17 protein-coding genes are annotated in these 17,151 nt (G+C 67.7%); 13 read left to right on the top strand and 4 right to left on the bottom strand.

Going from position 1 to position 17,151, the window contains the following annotated elements:
* Positions 1-126: 126 nt before the first annotated feature.
* Together U742_RS0109625 and U742_RS0109635 are read left to right on the top strand one after the other, a co-directional pair.
* Positions 127-411, top strand: coding sequence for a hypothetical protein (locus U742_RS0109625; RefSeq protein ID WP_197028224.1), 285 nt, complete (start codon positions 127-129; stop codon positions 409-411).
* Positions 412-881: 470 nt separating this feature from the next.
* A complete protein-coding gene (locus U742_RS0109635; RefSeq protein ID WP_038361132.1) occupies positions 882-1,895 on the top strand; it encodes a Tim44 domain-containing protein in 1,014 nt (337 codons plus the stop codon).
* A gap of 99 nt (positions 1,896-1,994) precedes the next feature.
* Here the strand turns inward: U742_RS0109635 and U742_RS0109640 are convergent, their stop codons facing one another.
* A complete protein-coding gene (locus U742_RS0109640) occupies positions 1,995-2,387 on the bottom strand; it encodes a DUF805 domain-containing protein (protein WP_029352426.1) in 393 nt (130 codons plus the stop codon).
* 581 nt (positions 2,388-2,968) lie between these two features.
* Between U742_RS0109640 and U742_RS23195 the strand changes: the two genes are divergently transcribed.
* On the top strand, positions 2,969-3,373 hold the full coding sequence (locus U742_RS23195; RefSeq protein ID WP_156034185.1) for a hypothetical protein: 405 nt from the start codon (positions 2,969-2,971) through the stop codon (positions 3,371-3,373).
* Positions 3,374-3,604: 231 nt separating this feature from the next.
* Here U742_RS23195 and uvrB read toward each other — a convergent pair whose 3' ends face one another.
* Together uvrB and U742_RS0109650 are read right to left on the bottom strand one after the other, a co-directional pair.
* Positions 3,605-6,190, bottom strand: a complete 2,586-nt coding sequence (uvrB, locus tag U742_RS0109645; protein WP_029352428.1) for an excinuclease ABC subunit UvrB — start codon at positions 6,188-6,190, stop codon at positions 3,605-3,607.
* Between the two features lie 77 nt (positions 6,191-6,267).
* Complete coding sequence (locus tag U742_RS0109650; protein WP_029352430.1) at positions 6,268-7,158, bottom strand: SDR family oxidoreductase; 891 nt, start codon at positions 7,156-7,158, stop codon at positions 6,268-6,270.
* Between the two features lie 78 nt (positions 7,159-7,236).
* Here U742_RS0109650 and U742_RS0109655 point away from each other — a divergent pair, with 78 nt between their 5' ends.
* Entirely contained in the window at positions 7,237-8,094 is an 858-nt protein-coding gene (locus tag U742_RS0109655; protein ID WP_081852929.1) for a helix-turn-helix transcriptional regulator, read from the top strand.
* A gap of 8 nt (positions 8,095-8,102) precedes the next feature.
* On the opposite strand, the gene U742_RS0109660 is transcribed toward U742_RS0109655, so the two are convergent.
* Positions 8,103-8,783, bottom strand: coding sequence for a hypothetical protein (locus tag U742_RS0109660; RefSeq protein WP_156034186.1), 681 nt, complete (start codon positions 8,781-8,783; stop codon positions 8,103-8,105).
* A gap of 392 nt (positions 8,784-9,175) precedes the next feature.
* Between U742_RS0109660 and U742_RS0109665 the strand changes: the two genes are divergently transcribed.
* The 9 genes from U742_RS0109665 (at position 9,176) to rlmJ (ending at position 16,947) form a co-directional block, all read left to right on the top strand.
* A complete protein-coding gene (locus U742_RS0109665) occupies positions 9,176-9,862 on the top strand; it encodes a cysteine hydrolase family protein (RefSeq protein ID WP_029352436.1) in 687 nt (228 codons plus the stop codon).
* 52 nt (positions 9,863-9,914) lie between these two features.
* The gene (locus U742_RS0109670) at positions 9,915-11,531 is read left to right on the top strand and encodes a hypothetical protein (RefSeq protein WP_029352438.1); all 1,617 of its coding nucleotides are present in this window, start codon (positions 9,915-9,917) and stop codon (positions 11,529-11,531) included.
* Between the two features lie 211 nt (positions 11,532-11,742).
* Positions 11,743-12,246 (top strand): peptidoglycan-binding domain-containing protein, encoded by a 504-nt coding sequence (locus tag U742_RS0109675; protein WP_029352440.1) that lies wholly within the window; start codon positions 11,743-11,745, stop codon positions 12,244-12,246.
* A 168-nt stretch (positions 12,247-12,414) separates the two neighbouring features.
* Positions 12,415-12,768, top strand: coding sequence for a cupin domain-containing protein (locus U742_RS0109680; RefSeq protein ID WP_029352441.1), 354 nt, complete (start codon positions 12,415-12,417; stop codon positions 12,766-12,768).
* Between the two features lie 174 nt (positions 12,769-12,942).
* On the top strand, positions 12,943-14,190 hold the full coding sequence (locus tag U742_RS0109685; protein WP_197028225.1) for an aminotransferase class III-fold pyridoxal phosphate-dependent enzyme: 1,248 nt from the start codon (positions 12,943-12,945) through the stop codon (positions 14,188-14,190).
* Positions 14,191-14,193: 3 nt separating this feature from the next.
* Positions 14,194-14,829 carry a helix-turn-helix domain-containing protein gene (locus U742_RS0109690; protein WP_051661014.1) on the top strand — a complete coding sequence of 212 codons (636 nt, stop codon included), beginning with the start codon at positions 14,194-14,196 and terminating at the stop codon, positions 14,827-14,829.
* Positions 14,830-14,943: 114 nt separating this feature from the next.
* Positions 14,944-15,420: a hypothetical protein gene (locus U742_RS0109695; protein ID WP_029352446.1), complete on the top strand. Its 477-nt coding sequence runs from the start codon at positions 14,944-14,946 to the stop codon at positions 15,418-15,420.
* Positions 15,417-16,079: a ribonuclease T2 family protein gene (locus U742_RS0109700; RefSeq protein ID WP_029352447.1), complete on the top strand. Its 663-nt coding sequence runs from the start codon at positions 15,417-15,419 to the stop codon at positions 16,077-16,079. Before U742_RS0109695 ends, U742_RS0109700 begins: the two co-directional genes overlap by 4 nt.
* 16 nt (positions 16,080-16,095) lie before the next feature.
* Positions 16,096-16,947 carry a 23S rRNA (adenine(2030)-N(6))-methyltransferase RlmJ gene (rlmJ, locus tag U742_RS0109705; RefSeq protein ID WP_029352448.1) on the top strand — a complete coding sequence of 284 codons (852 nt, stop codon included), beginning with the start codon at positions 16,096-16,098 and terminating at the stop codon, positions 16,945-16,947.
* The last annotated feature ends 204 nt before the right edge of the window (positions 16,948-17,151 follow it).

Raw genomic sequence — 17,151 nt, forward strand, 5'->3', positions numbered from 1 at the left:
CCGGGATTACGCCACGGCAATTCCTCGATCCGCCGCATCCTCGCCGCGATGCTGAACCGATCGGGCTCCTATATGAACGGGCCGCTCAGACGGGGTTCAGGCCAAGCCTCGTACAAGGACGGCATGGTGAGCGTGCTTTCCCGGTCGCCGTCGAACAGCAGCACCGGGGCGCGCATGCCTCAGGAGTTGAGAGTGGCAGTGAGTGTAAAGGAGGCTGAAATGGCCAGAGTTTCCAATGGTCCGGAAGGTGGCGCCGCCACCGCGGAACGTCCGGCCCGGACCTTTATCAGCACGCCGGCGCGCCGCGCCGACGCCATTGATGCGCCCGAGCGGAAGAACGCGGGGACCCCGGCATCCGGCAACATGCCGGCCGGCTCCATCGCCGCCATCGAGGCGCGGCTCGGATTCTGATCCCGCAGGGTCAGACAGGCCTCGTCAGCTCACGCCGATCAGCAGGAATGCGAACGGCAGCAGCACCGGCGAGAGGCCGAGCAGCAGATTAAGGCACATTCGGCCCATTTGTCGTGCGCCCGGAAGGCGCCTCCTGTTATGCGCCCCTTCCGGGGAGCTCCCTGTCCGCCGGGCGACGCCTGCGTCGGCGCCGCTCACGCTGCGAGGCAACAGCCTGGACACGGGAAGTTTCCGGCGTCTTGCCGGTCCGCACGCAAACGTGATCGCGGCAGGAAAATCGCCGATCGCGGTTGATCCGCTCTCGCCGCGCGCTCCCAGAATCCGTGATGCCCATTTGCAATCCGTTCACCGGACGGGATGACAAACCGCGCCGGGCGCCCCATATGGATGACCTTACGGCAGGCACTATCGCTCTGCCGCGTCACATGGAATCAGCAGCACCGATGCCCGCTTCCCCGACGACCCGCCGTATGCCGCGTGCCCTGCTCGCGGTGCTGGCGCTCGCCGCCGGCCTCATGGTCGCCACCGATTTCGCCGAGGCCCGGGTCGGGCGCAGCGGCAGCTTCGGCAGCCGCGGCAGCCGCACTTGGTCGACGCCGGCGCCGACCCCGACCGCGCCGACCGCCCAGCCAATGCAGCGCTCGGCCACCCCGAACACCACCCAGCCCGGAGCGACGCAGCCCGGAGTAACGCAGCCCGGCGCGGCCGCGCGGCCGGCCGGCGGACTGTTCAACCGTCCCGGCCTGATGGGCGGTCTCATGGGCGGCCTGCTCGGCGCAGGCATCTTCGGCCTGCTGATGGGCACCGGCTTCTTCTCCGGCCTCGGCAGCCTCGCCGGCATTCTCGGCTTCGTCCTGCAGATGGTGCTGATCGTCATCGTGGCGCGGCTCGTCCTCGGCTGGTGGCGCTCGCGCAACCAGCAGCCCTCCTATGCGGGCGGCCCCGCCGGCCCGCGACCGGGCCCAATGTCGCGCGATCCGCACGCGGAAGGCGCAGCCTCCGGCAGCGCGATGGGTGCGCCGGACGGCGCGGCCCGCGCCGGCTTTGGCACCGGCCCGCGCGGCAAGCCGCTGAAGCTCGCGGCGAGCGACTTCGACAGCTTCGAGCGCACGCTCGGCGAGGTGCAGGAGGCCTATGGCCGCGACGACCGCGCCACCCTCGATCGCCTGCTGACCCCGGAGATGGCCGGCTATATCGGCGAGGAGCTCGACGAGCTTGCCCGCGACGGCCTCGTCAACCGCCTCTCCGACGTCAAGCTGCTGCAGGGCGACCTCTCCGAGGCCTGGAGCGAGCCGGACGAGGGCGGCACCTCGGAATACGCGACCGTCGCCATGCGCTACGAGCTGAAGGACGCGCTGGTCGAGCGCGCCACCGGCCGGCTGGTGCAGGGCGACCCCGACCGCCCGACACAGGCCACCGAGTTCTGGACCTTTGTGCGCCGCCCCGGCGGCGCGTGGAAGGTCAGCGCCATCCAGCAGGGCTGAGCCGCCTTCAGCGGCTCCGCTCCTCCGGCGCGGCGGATCTCCTCTCCAGCCGTTGTGCCTTCCCGATCCCCGGCCTCTCGGCCGGGGATTTTTTATGGCTCAGGCCGGGCCGAGCGGATCGGGCCCGTAACGGTTGGGGCCTTCGGTGCCCTTGAACATGAACCAGAAGAAGATGACAAAGGCGCCGATGCCTGTCAGCCCGATCAGGATCCACCAGCCGGTGCGGTCCATGTCGTGGAAGCGCCGCACGCCGACCGCGATGGAGGGGATGAGCAGCGCCAGCCCCACCAGCGAGGTGATCGGCGTGAAGGCCTGGGTGTCACCGAAGCGGTAGAGCGCGTATCCGGCGAACACCGCGAAATCCAGCAGGCTGGTGGCCCAGTTCACGATGACGATGAACAGCACCCACCACCAATATTCCGACCGCGGCGCGCGGCCTTCGAAGGTGGCGTATTTGTTGAAGACGGACGAAACCGCCTGAGTGAGTGTCATTGCGAGCCCCCGACCGCATCGATCGGGAGAGTGGAGTCCGCGGCGTGAGTCGAGTCAATGCTCGCGGCAGGCATCCCGACCAGCACGATCTGCCCCCTCCTCCACCCGGGCGGAGGTTGGGTCGGGCGGTCTTTCAGTTAGCGGCAGGGAGGCAACTATGTGGCCGGTAGCGAACTTGCGACGGGATCGCCGCTTCTTTCAAAAGATCGAGTCTTTCGATGCTAGGGACAGGCCATTGTATCGAGGTCGAGCCGGACCTTGGCGACTTGGCCTGACTCAGCCATGATTGTGCGGCGAAAATCTACAATCCCAGGGAGCGAGACTTGAGTGTATTCACTGACTTTCAGCACAGCATCGCATCTGCGAGAAGCCTTACGGCAATGTACGTGGAACTTCGAAGATTCCGTGGTCTTGGTCGGCGCGGCCAACTTCCTCCAGGGAATGACGACTTGCTGTGGCTTCCACGTTCCGCCGTTGTCGCTGCGATTTCCTCTTTGGACGCTTATGTACACGCAGCCATTCTGGAGCGTCTACCTCACGTGCTGAGAGCTAGTCCAGTGCCGTCGGCGCTTTGTGCTGCGATGGCTGATATTCTGCCAATCAAGAATTCTGATGGTTTTCGCGAGGCGCTTCCGGTTATCATCAGTCCAAGTGGGGAAATCGAACTCACGAAACGCCTGAATGAAAAAGTTCTTGCGTTCAGCTCTTACCAAGCACCTGAGAAAGTACAGGGGGCGTACGCTATTATTGGTCATTCAAACGTGTTCGATGCTGTCGCTGCGACGTGGCCAGGGCCAAACAGCTCCGCCGATGACCTTAAGAGATTGTTGGCGAATTACGTAAAGCGTCGAAATCAAATTGCGCATGAGGGAGACCGCGAAGCCACTGGGTCTGTTCGCCCCATGCAGCCCAGCTATGCCAACAACTGTACGGCTTTTATCGAGAATCTAGTGACTCGCCTCAATCGGATCGTTTACGGCGTGTGACCAGTGCGTGCTGCCGACCGCGTCGGCTGCGACCGTTATAAACGGCAGGGCTGGGTTGAAAGGCAAAATGCAACCCACCATAATCCTTGATTGTCAGTCGTCAGGCTCTGACAGCGAGTTCCCTATACAAGGTTCTTCCCGGCACAGCCGCTCCGGACTTGCAGGGGATTTGCTAGAATAGCATCTCGCCCTTTTCCCTCCCGGCTCACTCCGTCGCTTACCACCAGTGCCTCACCGCCCCTTGCGCCGCCCGCCCTTGCGATGGCCCTTGGTCATCGGGTCCGGCCGCGCGGGACGGTTCCAGCCGTCAGCGCCGAGCGGCTCGGCGCGGTCGGTGCCGGGGCCCATGTCATCCAGCGAAGGACGCACGACGCGCGAGCGGAAGGTTTCGCCCGCTCCCGCATCATAGGCCGCCTGCGCCTCGTCCGCCCGCGCCTCGTGGCCGGACGATACGTGACCCGGCGAGGAACGTACGCCCGATCGTCCGCCACGCGCCTTCTTCTCCGGCAGATTGGCCGAACGGCCATATTTGCGCTCGCCGCGATAGCCGCCGGTGCGGTCGTCGATCGCGTCCTGACGCGCCAGCGGATCGTCGGAGACGGCGAGCTCGGTAGCCTGCAGCCGCTTGATCTCGTCGCGCAGCCGCGCCGCCTGCTCGAAATCGAGATCGGCCGCGGCCGCACGCATGCGCTTCTCAAGGTCCGCGATCACCGCCGCGAGATTGTGCCCATAGGCGGCCGGCGCCTCGGCGAGGCCGCTGTCGACCGTCACATGGTCGCGCTCATAGACGCTGTTGAGGATGTCGCCGATCGCCTTCTTCACGCTCTCCGGCGTGATGCCGTGCTCGACGTTCCAGGCGATCTGCTTGGTGCGGCGGCGCTCGGTCTCCGCCATCGCCCGCTCCATCGAGCCGGTGATGTTGTCGGCATAGAGCACCACGCGGCCGTCGACGTTGCGCGCGGCGCGGCCGATGGTCTGCACCAGCGAGGTCTCGGAGCGCAGGAAGCCCTCCTTGTCGGCGTCGAGAATGGCGACGAGCCCGCATTCGGGGATGTCGAGCCCCTCGCGCAGCAGGTTGATGCCGATCAGCACGTCGAAGGCGCCGAGGCGCAGGTCGCGGATGATCTCGATGCGCTCGATGGTGTCGATGTCCGAGTGCATGTAACGCACGCGGATGCCGTTCTCATGCAGATATTCGGTCAGGTCCTCGGCCATCCGCTTGGTCAGCGTCGTCACCAGCGTGCGGTAGCCCTTGGCCGCCACCTCCCTCACCTCGCCGAGCAGGTCGTCGACCTGCGTGCGCGCCGGGCGCACCTCCACCGGCGGATCGACGAGACCGGTCGGGCGGATCACCTGCTCGACGAACACGCCGCCGGTGCGGTCCATCTCCCATGGGCCGGGAGTGGCCGAGACATGCACCGTCTGCGGGCGCATCGCCTCCCATTCCTCGAAGCGCAGCGGCCGGTTGTCCATGCAGCTTGGCAGGCGGAAGCCGTATTCGGCGAGCGTCGCCTTGCGCCGGAAGTCGCCGCGATACATGGCGCCGATCTGCGGCACCGTCACATGGCTCTCGTCGACGAAGATCAGCGCGTTGTCCGGCACATATTCGAACAGCGTCGGCGGCGGCTCGCCGGGGCGGCGCCCGGTCAGCCAGCGCGAATAGTTCTCGATGCCGGCGCAGCTTCCCGTCGCCTCCATCATCTCGAGGTCGAAGGTGCAGCGCTGCTCCAGCCGCTGCGCCTCGAGGAAGCGGCCCATGGCGTTGAGCTCTTCCAGCCGGTGCTTCAGCTCGGCCTTGATGCCGTGGATCGCCTGGATCAGCGTCGGGCGCGGCGTCACATAATGCGAGTTCGCATAGACCTTCACGAATTTCAGGTCCTGCGACTTCTGCCCGGTGAGCGGGTCGAACTCCTGGATGCTCTCCACCTCGTCGCCGAACAGCGAGACGCGCCAGGCTCGGTCCTCGTAATGCGCCGGGAAGATCTCGATCACGTCGCCGCGCACCCGGAAGGTGCCGCGCCCGAAATCGCCCTGGATGCGCTTGTATTGCAGCGCCACCAAGTCGGCGAGGATGCCGCGTTGGTCGATGCGGTCGCCGACCTCGATCTTGAAGGTCATCGAGGCATAGGTCTCGACCGAGCCGATACCGTAGATGCAGGACACCGAGGCGACGATGATGACGTCGTCGCGCTCCAGCAGCGCGCGGGTCGCCGAGTGGCGCATGCGGTCGATCTGCTCGTTGATCGACGATTCCTTCTCGATGAAGGTATCGGTGCGCGGCACATAGGCTTCCGGCTGGTAGTAGTCGTAATAGGAGACGAAATACTCGACGGCGTTGTCGGGGAAGAAGCTCTTGAACTCGCCATAGAGCTGCGCCGCCAGCGTCTTGTTCGGCGCCAGCACCAGCGCCGGGCGCTGCAGCCGCTCGATGACATTGGCCATGGTGAAGGTCTTGCCGGAGCCGGTGACGCCGAGCAGCACCTGGTCCCGCTCACCCTGCCGCGCCGCCGCGACCAGCTCGTCGATCGCCTGCGGCTGGTCGCCGGCCGGCGCATAGTCCGACTTGATGACGAATTTGACGCCGCCCTCGGACTTGTCCGGCCGCGCCGGGCGGTGCGGCACCCACACCTGCCCGTCGACCTCCGGGCGTCCGCCCTCGATCAGCGCCGACAGCGCGGCGACGGTGGCGGAGGCACCCGAGGTCGGCGCCACGCCGAGCTTCTCGGCGAGCGCGGGATCGAGCGTGGCGGATTGCGCGGGTTCGAAGGCGCGCTGAGAGCGCTCCGCGAATCCGCCGGGACGAGCAGCTTTGGCCATGGCCGGGAATATGGGGCGGCCAGGCGCCGGAGGGAAGGGCCGGCGAGCGTCCACCCGCCGGCGCGTGGACGGCCCTCTCAGCCCGCGAAATAGCTCGGCCGGTCGAGATCGGCGAGAAGCCCCGGCTGCTCGGGCGCCCAGCCCAGCAGCGCCCGCGTCCGCGCGCTCGACGCCGGAACGTCCATCGCGGCGAAGGACGCGAACCAGCCGAAATGCCCCGCCGCCTCCTGTGCCGGCACGCCGATCACCGGCAGGTTCAGGCGGCGGCCGATCACGCTCGCGATCTCCCGGAACGGCACGCCCTCCTCGGCGATCGCGTGATACGGACCTTCGGCTGCACCCCGCTCCAGCGCCAGCCTGTAGATCCGGGCGGCGTCGAGGCGGTGCACCGCGGGCCAGAGATTGAGGCCCTCGCCGACATAGGCCGAGACGCCCCTCTCGCGCGCCAGGCGGATGAGGATCGGCACGAACCCGTGATCGCCTTCGCCATACGTCGATGGCGGAAGCCGGACCACCGCTGCGCGAACCCCGCGCTCCGACAGCGCGACCGCGGCCACCTCCGATCGGCGCGGATAGGCGAGATCGGTGCTCACCGCATCGGCCTCTGTCGCGACGCGGCCCGAAGCCAGATCGGCAAGACCCGAGGTGACCAGCAGAGGGCGCTCGGTTCCCGCAAGCGCGGCGCCGAGCGTCTCGATGGCGCGCCGGTCGGCCCGGCAGTTCTCGGCGAAGCGGGAGAAGTCATGGTTGAAGGCGGTGTGGACCACCCCGTCCGCCAAGGCCGCACCGGCGCGCAGGCTTTCAGGATCCTCGAGCGAGCCGCGATGGACCTCGGCGCCCGCCGCACGAAGAGCGGCGGCGCCGGCTTCCGATCGGGCGAGGCCAACCACCTTGTGGCCCGCGCCGATCAACTCCCGGACAATGGCCGAGCCGACGAAGCCGGTGGCGCCGGTGACGAGAACGCGCATGGAAAGTCTCCGGTTATGAACCGCGCGACTGTCCTCACGTTGATTATCCCGGTAAAGTCGTGACCTTATCAGGGTATAATGCCTAACAGGATCAGCATGGTCGAGGCGAGCGAACTGCTGGGCAGCTATCTCAAGGACCGCCGTTCGCGGCTCGATCCGGCGGCGCTGGGGTTCTCCTCGACGCGCCGGCGAACGCCCGGCCTGCGCCGTGAGGAGGTGGCGCAGCGCGCCAATATCAGTCCGACCTGGTACACCTGGCTCGAACAGGGCCGGGGCGGCGCCCCTTCCGCGGACGTGCTCGACCGGATCGCCCGCGCGCTGATGCTGACGGAGGTAGAGCGGGAGCATCTCTTCCTGCTCGGCCTGGGCCGGCCGCCGGAGGTGCGCTACCAGGCCGCCGAGGGGGTCACGCCGCGCCTCCAGCGGGTGCTCGACGCGCTGGAGCTCAGTCCCGCGCTGGTGCGAACCGCGACCTGGGACGTGGTGGCGTGGAACCGGGCGGCGGCGGCGGTGCTGACCGACTACGGATCGCTCCCGCCCCCGCAACGCAATATCCTGCGCCTGATCTTCTGCGATCCCCGCGTCCGCGCCGCGCAGTTCGACTGGGACAGCGTCGCCCGCTTCGTGGTCGGCGCCTTCCGGGCCGACGCGACGCGGGCCGGGGCAACGGCGCAGGTGAAGGCTCTCATCGACGAGCTCTGCCAGCTCAGCGCGGATTTCGCGGCGATGTGGCGCGACTACGACGTGCGCACCTATGGCGAGGGCATGAAGCGCCTGCGCCACCCGACGCTTGGATCGATCGCGTTCGAATATTCTGCCTTCGCCGTCGACGGACGCCCCGACCTCGGCATGGTGGTCTACAACCCGGCGACGGCGCAGGATGCCGACCGCGTCCGGTCACTGCTGCATCCCGGCGCCGCGTCTGCACCGCCGTAGTCGCGCTTTCACGATCCCTCGCCGTTCTTCACCAGCAGGACGACCGAATAGACCAGCCCGCGCCCGGAGAACTTCAGCGAGAAGCTCCGGCTCAGCGTCGCCTGGATCTGCGGTCCCAGCGCGTCGAGCTTCGCCAGTACGGACGCGCTCAGATTGAGGTTCTGCCGGCGGGTGAAGATGATGTCGCCGACATAGGCCGACTTCACCTGATAGACGGCGTTGTCGCGCACCGTCAGGCCGAATTCGTCGCGGCAGGCGCGCTGCTTCATCAGGCCGTTGAAGACGATCCGGGCCGACGTCGCGGGTATGTCGTAGAAGGTGACGTTGGTGATCTTGTACTCGAAATAGTTAGTCACCGAGCCGCTCAAGCCGAGATCGGCGAGATGGCTGGTGAAGCCGGCCAGCGACGCCGCGATCTGCCGGTTCGCGAACAGATCGACATCCGCCGACTCGCTGCCCATGGGCGGAGGCACCCCGAACTCGGCGAGATCGCGCGATACGGCGCACAGGGAAAAGAGCGACACCGGCTTGTCGATCTTCGTGGTCGGCTGCTCCCGCGCCGAATAGAGGCCGCCGACATAGATCCCCTTGCCCGGCGGCTGAATCTCGCGGGCGCCGAACAGCCCGCCCTGCGTACATCCGGCCACCGCCAGCGCACCCAGCAGCACCAATCCCCATCCCGCCCGCATGCCAACCCCCAATGATTGCATGGGAAAATATATACACTCATAAGTTGATATCTGTACATCTCCATCGTGAGTTGAGCGACGAGTTCCGACATACGTGCGCAGATGGCCGCCACCGACTCTCGTCCTACACATTCAGGCGGAGGCACTGGCGCTCATATCGTTCTGATTAATTTTTGATCATAACGCCCGCAAACGTCACGCCGGAGCGCCGTCGGCACGGCGCGGGAATGGCGTATCTCCACGACATATAATGCATTAATTTCAGTTATTTAATTGAAATATGCCATGCCTCGAAACGCTGGCACGCGGCATGCATACGAAATTGTATGCATGCCGCGGCGCCCCCGGCTCCGTCCGGCATGTGTGTTCCCCGCACCGTCCGTGGAGCCGCCATGCCGAAGCTCAATCTCGCCGCCGAGCCCGCCCCGCTCGCCTTCGATCCGCCGCGCACGGCGCTGATCATCATCGACATGCAGCGCGACTTCCTGGAGCCGGGCGGCTTCGGCGAAACGCTCGGCAACGACGTCTCGCTGCTGCAGGCGGCGGTCGGTCCGTGCAAGGTGGCGCTCGCCGCCGCCCGCGCCGCCGGCATGCTGGTCATCCACACCCGCGAGGGACACCGCCCGGACATGGCGGACGCGCCGCCCGCCAAGGTCGAGCGCGGCGAGCCGACCGCCCGCATCGGCTGCGCCGGCCCGATGGGCCGCATCCTGATACGCGGCGAGGCCGGCCACGACATCATCGCCGAGCTCTATCCGGCCGAGGGCGAGGTCGTGCTCGACAAGCCCGGCAAGGGCGCCTTCTACCAGACCGACCTCGAGCTCATCCTGAAGAACCGCGGCATCGACACGCTGCTGGTCTGCGGCGTCACCACCGAGGTGTGCGTCCACACCACCATCCGCGAGGGCAACGACCGCGGCTATCGCTGCGTCGCGCTGGCCGATTGCTGCGCCTCCTATTTCCCGGAGTTCCACCGGATGGGGCTGGAGATGATCAAGGCGCAGGGCGGCATCTTCGGCTGGGTGTCGGATTCCCGTGCCTTCGCCGGCGCGCTCGGCGCCGCCGCCAGGGCCGCCTGACGGCGCGGATCGCCGACCGCATGCACAAACGCATCATCGTGGGGATGACAGAATGAGCGCGACAGACATGACGCCAATATCGCCCTCCCGGATCGGCATGCGGCCGAACCTGTGGACCAAGGGCGACTGGAACGCCCTGTTCGGCTTCGGCACGAACATCCTTGTCAACATGCTGGTGCTCACCGGCCTGCTGCAGTTCGTGCTGAAGATGCCGCCCGATATCGTATTCGGCCGCATCCTGCCGGCGGTCGGGCTGATGATGTTCCTGTCGACCGCCTATTACGCCTTCCTCGCCTATCAGCTCGCCAAGAAGACCGGCCGCGAGGACGTGTGCGCCCTGCCCTCGGGCATCTCGGTGCCGCACATGTTCGTGGTCGTCTTCGTCATCATGCTGCCGATCGGCGCATCCACCGGCGATCCGATCCAGGGCTGGGAGGCCGGCCTCGTCTGGGTGTTCTTCCAGAGCTTCATCCTGATGATCGGCGGCTTCGTCGCCCCCTATATCCGCCGCATCACGCCGCGCGCCGCGCTGCTCGGCACGCTCGCCGGCGTCTCCATCGCCTTCATCTCGATGCGTCCGGCTTTCGAGATCTTCATGACGCCGGTGATCGGCCTCACCTGCTTCGCCATCATCCTGGTGAGCTGGTTCGGCGGCGTGAAATACCCGAAGGGCATTCCCGCCGGCCTCGTCGCCATCGCGGTGGGCATGGTCATCGCTTGGGGCTCGAACCTCGTCGGCCTGAACTATGGCGGCCTCAGCGTCGAGAAGCTCGGCGACTCCTTCGCCAATTTCGGCTTCTCGATCCCGCTGCCGGCCTTCGACCACGTCTTCCACGGCTTCAAATATCTCGGCGTGATCCTGATCACCGCCATCCCCTTCGGCATCTACGACCTCGTCGAGGCGATGGACAATGTCGAAAGCGCGGAAGCCGCCGGCGACCATTTCCCGACCACCCGCGTGCTGAGCGCCGACGGCGTGGTGAGCCTGATCGGTTGCCTGATGGGCAACCCCTTCATCAACGCGGTCTATATCGGCCATCCGGGCTGGAAATCGATGGGCGGGCGCATCGGTTACTCCGCCGCGACCGGCGTGCTGGTGCTGCTGCTGGCCTGGTTCGGCATCATCGCCGTGCTGTTGGCGCTGATCCCGATCGTCGCCATCTCGCCGATCCTGCTCTACATCGGCATGCTGATCGGCGCGCAGGCCTTCCAGACGACGCCGAGCCGCCATGCTCCTGCCGTGGTGCTGGCGCTCACCCCGCATCTCGCCGCCTGGGCGAAGCTGCTCATCGACAACACGCTGAACCTCGCCGGCACCTCGGCGCAGGCTCTCGGCTTCGACAAGCTCGGCGGCGTCGGCGTGCTTTATCATGGGCTCGAGGTGATGGGCGGCGGCGCCATCCTGGTCGGCCTCGTGCTCGGCGCCATCGGCGTCTTCATCGTCGACCGCAAGTTCATGCACGCAGCCGCCTTCGCCGGGGCCGGCGCGGTGCTCACCTTCTTCGGCTTCATGCATGGCGAGAAGGTCGGCTTCGCGGTGACTCCGGGGGTCGCCGTCGCCTATCTCCTCGTCGCCGGCGTGTTCGTCGCCTGCGCCAAATATGCCGAGGTCGAGAAGCCGGCGGAGGAGCCGCTCGTCGAGGGCGCCCACCCGGCGCCGGCCGAATAGCCGGCAACGAGACGCAGCGCCGGCGGGGGCGGCGGCGCGGCCGGGAGGGGACGCCGGAACGGCGTTCCCTCTCTTATCATTCGTACACACCCCTTTCCGTTACCATCGAAGCTGTGCTCTGATCGCGCCGCGCGCGACGTCCATGCCACGGTCACGCAAGACGTGTACGGCAGGCATGCATGATTCTGCGTCAGCTCAAGGAGAGGCGACGATGTCGGTACTGAAGAAGGGGCTCGCCGGCGAGCCCGTGAAAGTCCTGCAGCAGAAGCTCGGCGTGCCCGCCGACGGCCAGTTCGGCCCGAAGACCGAGGAGGCGCTCAAGGCCTACCAGAAGGAACACGGCCTCGCGGTCGACGGCATCGCCGGCCCGGACACCTTCGCCACCCTCGGGCTCTACGAGCTGATCCTCCTGAAGGTCGGCACCTCCGGCGAGACGGTCAAGAAGCTGCAGACCGCGCTCGGCATCGCCGCCGACGGCAAGTTCGGTCCCGGCACCCAGAAGGCGGTGAAGGAATATCAGGCGAAGAACGGCCTCGCCTCCGACGGCTTCGCCGGCCCGGCGACGCTCGCCAAGCTCACCATCTTCAAGGAGATCACCCCGGAGGTTGTCTCCAAGGCGGAGCTCAAGCCGGGCGCCGCTCCGGCGGAGGCCTCCGCCACCGATGAAGCTCCCGCCAAGAGCATCTGGGCGACCATCAAGGGCTTCTTTAGCTGAGAAGCACGGGCGGCGCCTCACCGTGCCGCCCGACCTGCTCCGTGCGTCTGCCCTGAGCCGGAGGCTGCCGCAAAAGACGTGGACCGTCCGGACAAGCCGGCCATGACGGCGGAAACGGCCTCGGCTCCCCATACTTTGTCTCTTCCGGCCAAGCCCCGAGGTCGAACGATGTCCTCCCTGCTCCGCTTCGACCCCGCCGCCCTCGGCGCTCCCGAGGAAGGCGCGCCGCCGGCCGAGCGCATCGTGACGGGCGAGCCCCGGCACCGCACATGGAACCTTGAGACCGCCTATGACGAGACACAGTTCGCCGGGATATGGGAATCGACGCCCGGCGCCTGGCGGGTGGTCTATGAGGAGTGGGAGTTCTGCACCATCCTCGAGGGCGTCTCGATCCTGCACGAGGACGGCGCCGCGCCGGTGCGCCTCACCGCCGGCGACAGCTTCGTGCTGCGCCCCGGCTTCACCGGCGTCTGGGAGGTCGTCGAGACCACCCGCAAGCTCTACGTGATCCGGCTGGCCTGATCCGTCCGCGGTGACATCGTCCGGCGGCTTCGAATAATTTTCGATCTCGAAAAAATCCTTTGATTACGCCGATATCTGGCGAAACTCATATTTCGATCTCGAAAATATGCCGGCTGTGGCGCCCTCGGCCGGTCGGTCCGGCATGACATCAGCCCTGCACGAAAGGGACGCGCGGTGACAAGCACGCATGCGCTTTACGACGCCTATGAGCAGCGCTACTGGCGCGAGCTCGTCCGCCGCACCCGCTCGCGCGGCATCGAGTTCGTCCTCGGCCGGCGCGAGGGACCCTATGTCTGGGAACGCGACAGCGGCTTCCGCCTGCTTGACTGCGGCCTCACCGGCGGCGTGCACGGCCTCGGCCATCGCCATCCTGATATCCTCGCCGCGCTGACCGGCGCGCTCGAGGCGGGGCTCGATTCCGGGCTATGGAACTTCCCCACCCACGAGATGCTGGCCTTCCAGGACCTGATGGCGGCGCTCGCTCCGGTGCCCGCGCTCAACCGCACCGTGGTGACGCTCGGCGCCACCGCCAGCATCGACCTCGCGGTGCAGTTCTGCGCCCGGGTGACCGGCCGCCACAAGGTGCTGGCCTATCGCCATGGCTATCACGGCCATGCCGGCTTCGCCGCCATGGTGACCGGCTCGGAATCCGAGGGCATCGCCGGCCATTATGGCCTACCCAATTCGACAGCGCGCTTCTTCCCGAACTACGGCGTGCTCGACGATGTCGCCGCCGCCATGGGGCCGGACATCGCGGCCATCATCATCGAGCCCTTCAACTACGAGACCTTCGCGCCGCCTCCGGCCGACTATCTGCCGGGGGTCGAGGCGCTGTGCCGCCGGCACGGCGCGCTTCTCATCATCGACGAGACCCGCACCGGCCTGTCGCGCTCCGGCCGGCTGTGGATGAGCGAGCATGACGCCTTCACGCCCGACATCCTCATTTCCGGCAAGGGCCTCGGCGGCGGGCTCTATCCGGTGAGCGCCCTGCTCACCACCGAGGCGATCTATGACGACTGCATCAACGGCCATGCCTATGGTTTCGCCAGCAGCATGGCCGGCAACGAGATCGCCTGCACGGTCGGCCGGCGGGTGCTGGAGGTGGCATCCCGGCCGGAGACGCTGGCGCATGTCGCGCGGCTCGAAGCGCGCTTCCGGGAGGCCTTCGCGGCGCTGTGCGAGCGCCACCCCGGCGTCTATGCGCCGGCCCATATCAGGGGTGGTGTCGTCACCCTCGGCCTACGCGATCCGGCCGACGCCGACGCCATCGGCCCGGCGCTGTTCCGCCACGGCGTCTATTGCCACAGCGTCTCGCTGGTCGATCCGCTGGTGGTGAAGTTCTTCCCGGTGCTCACCGCGCCGCTCGACATCGTCGACGAGGTCGCCGAGGCACTCGACCGCTTCGCCCGGCGCGGACATTAGGCCATGAACACCGCGCGCAGCCTCACGGCCGACATCCACGGCGGCGACACCGGCCCCCGCGACATCGTCCGCGCGCTGAGCGAATACCGGCTGCGCCGCCGCATGACGCTGCAGGACGTCGCCAATCTTACCGGCGTGTCGGTGGGCACGCTGTCGAAGCTGGAGAACGACAAGGCGACGCCGAGTTTCGGGACGCTGACCCGCATCATGCGGCACATCGACCTTTCCGCCGACCTACCCCTGCGTCCGGCGGCGCCGGCCGCCAGCGCGCGCAAGGCGGTGACGCGGGAGGAGAACGTCATCACCGCCACCACCGACCGCGCCATCATGTCGATCCACGCCGCCGAGCTGATGAGCAAGCAGATGTTCCCGATGGTGGCGCAGATCACCCTGCACGAGACGCCGCCGGTCGAGGAATGGACACGCCACGCCGGCGACGAGTTCGTCTATGTGCTGAGCGGCGAGGTCGAGGTCCACGTGGAACCCTACCGACCCTTCGTGCTGCGCTCCGGCCAGAGCGCCTATTACGACAGCGGCATGCGCCACGTCATCGTCTCGCGCGGAAGCGAGGACGCCGTCGTCCTCTCGGTGTCGACCTCGCCAGCCAGCGCGGACATTACCGCGCCGGACCCGCGCTGAGCGCCACAGCCTCGAAGGGTGGTGCATTTTCGTTGCACTGTGGCGCCGCCGACATTGACGCCGGCCCTGCGGCCGACGCATCGTCCGCTCAACAGGCATACGGGGAGACTGAACATGCGCGCAGCGCGGCGGAGCTCGGCGGTCCGGCGGGCCGTGACCGGATTGGTGACGGCGGCCCTGCTGGCGGCATCGGCGGCAAGCGGCCATGCCGCGAGCTTCCTCGAGAAGAACTTCTGGCTCTCCGGGCCGAACTGGGACGGCGTCGTGCCGGCCTGTGACACGCCCGGCGCCATCTCGCTCATCCAGAGCCGTTTCGCCACCACCGAGGGGCGCTTCTGGAACTCGGCGCTGACGCTCGGCGAGTTCGACCGCATCCATCAGGTCGCCTTCCGCCCCTGGGGCGAGGAATACCAGCCCCGCCGCTATTGCTCGGCCCGCGTGCTGGTCTCGGACGGCCGCCGCCGCACCATCTACTATTCGATCATCGAGGATGGCGGCTTCATCGGCGCTTCATGGGGCGTCGAATGGTGCGTGGTGGGCCTCGACCGCGGCTGGGGCTATCCGCCGCGCTGTACGGCGGCGCTGCCGTGAGGCTTGCTAGCGCGGCGCGGCTTCTCCTCGCCGCGCTTCTCCTGCTGGGCATGGCCCTCCCCGCCGCCGCGCAGAAGGCCGGCTGGCCGGGCGATTTCGACTATTACGTGCTCTCGCTCTCCTGGTCGCCGAGCTATTGCGAATCCGCCGGCCAGAAGGCCGATCCGCTGCAGTGCCGGCGCGGCGGCCCGCCACTCGGCTTCGTCGTGCACGGCCTGTGGCCGCAATACAAGGACGGCTGGCCGCAGGACTGCCGGAACCCGGCGCCGCGCGTGCCTGAGGCGACGCTCGCCGGCATGCTCGACCTGATGCCGAGCCGCCGCCTCGTGCTGCACGAATGGCGCAAGCACGGCACCTGCTCGGGCCTCGCGCCCGACGCCTATTTCACGGCGGTGCGCGAGGCCTTCGGCAAGGTCACCGTTCCCGGCCAGTACCGCGGCGTCGCCCGGCCGATGTCGACCTCGGCGCCGGAGGTCGAGAACGCCTTCCGCGTCGCCAATCGCGACATCGCCGCCGACATGATCGCGGTGACCTGCGAGGACGGGCGGGTGAGCGAGGTGCGCGTCTGCTTCGACAAGTCGCTTGCCTTCACCGCCTGCCCGGCGGTGGACCGGCGCGCCTGCCGCGCCGGCCGCATCACCCTGCCGCCGACGCGGTGAAGCCCGCGGCGCGCCCATGAACTACCGCCACGCCTTCCATGCCGGCAATTTCGCCGATGTGCTGAAGCACGTCGTGCTGGCGCGCATCCTCGCCTATCTCGGCCGCAAGGACGGCGCCTGGCGGGTCATCGACACCCATGCCGGCGCCGGGCTCTACGATCTCGCCGGCGAGGAGGCCGAGCGCACCGGCGAATGGCGCCAGGGCGTCGGCGCCGTCTTCGAGGCGACGCTCGCTCCGGAGGTCGAGACGCTGCTCGCGCCGTGGAAGGCCTCCGTGGCGGCGGCCAATCCGCAGGGCGGCCTGCGCCATTATCCCGGCTCGCCGCTGGTCGCGCTGTCGCTCGCCCGCCCGCAGGACCGGCTGCTGTTCTGCGAGACCGAGCCCGGCATCCGCGCCGCCCTCGCTGAAGCCGTGAAGGGCGACGCCCGCGCCAAGGTGCTCGCCACCGACGGCTGGCAGGCACTTTCCGCCTATGTGCCGCCGAAGGAGCGGCGTGGCGTGGTGCTGGTCGACCCGCCCTTCGAGCAGCCGGGCGAGTTCCAGCGCCTCGCGGACGGGCTGATCTCTGCGCATGCCCGCTGGCAGGGCGGCGTGCTCTGCGCCTGGTATCCGATCAAGGACATTCGCGCGGTCGACGCCTTCCGCCGCGAGATCACCCGCGCCGGCATCCCGAAGACCCTGCGCGTCGAGCTCGACATCTACGCCACCCGCCAGCCGGACCGGCTCTCCGGCTGCGGCATGGTCGTGGTCAATCCGCCCTTCACCCTTGCCGACGAGATGCGCACCGTGCTCACCGCCCTCGCCCCGCTGCTCGCCGCCGACGGCAAGGGCCGTGTGCGGGTCGGCTGGCTGATGCCCGAGCGATAACGCAGCCGACGGGTCCGGCTGAGGCCCCCGGTGGCCATGTTGCCGCAGCGTCGGAAAGATGTTTTCTCGCCGCCCCCGATGTCCTACCAATTTCACATCCAGTGAGTGAAGTTTGGGTTGGAGGAACGGGGCCCAGCGCCGCGCCTGCGCGCACGGCATCGGTTTTGCTTGAGCCAATCCAGCGGAGCGATCGACGGGGTGGTG

Origin of the sequence: Allobosea sp. 117 (assembly GCF_000702305.1) — a bacterium.
In the GTDB taxonomy this organism is placed as follows: domain Bacteria; phylum Pseudomonadota; class Alphaproteobacteria; order Rhizobiales; family Xanthobacteraceae; genus Ancylobacter.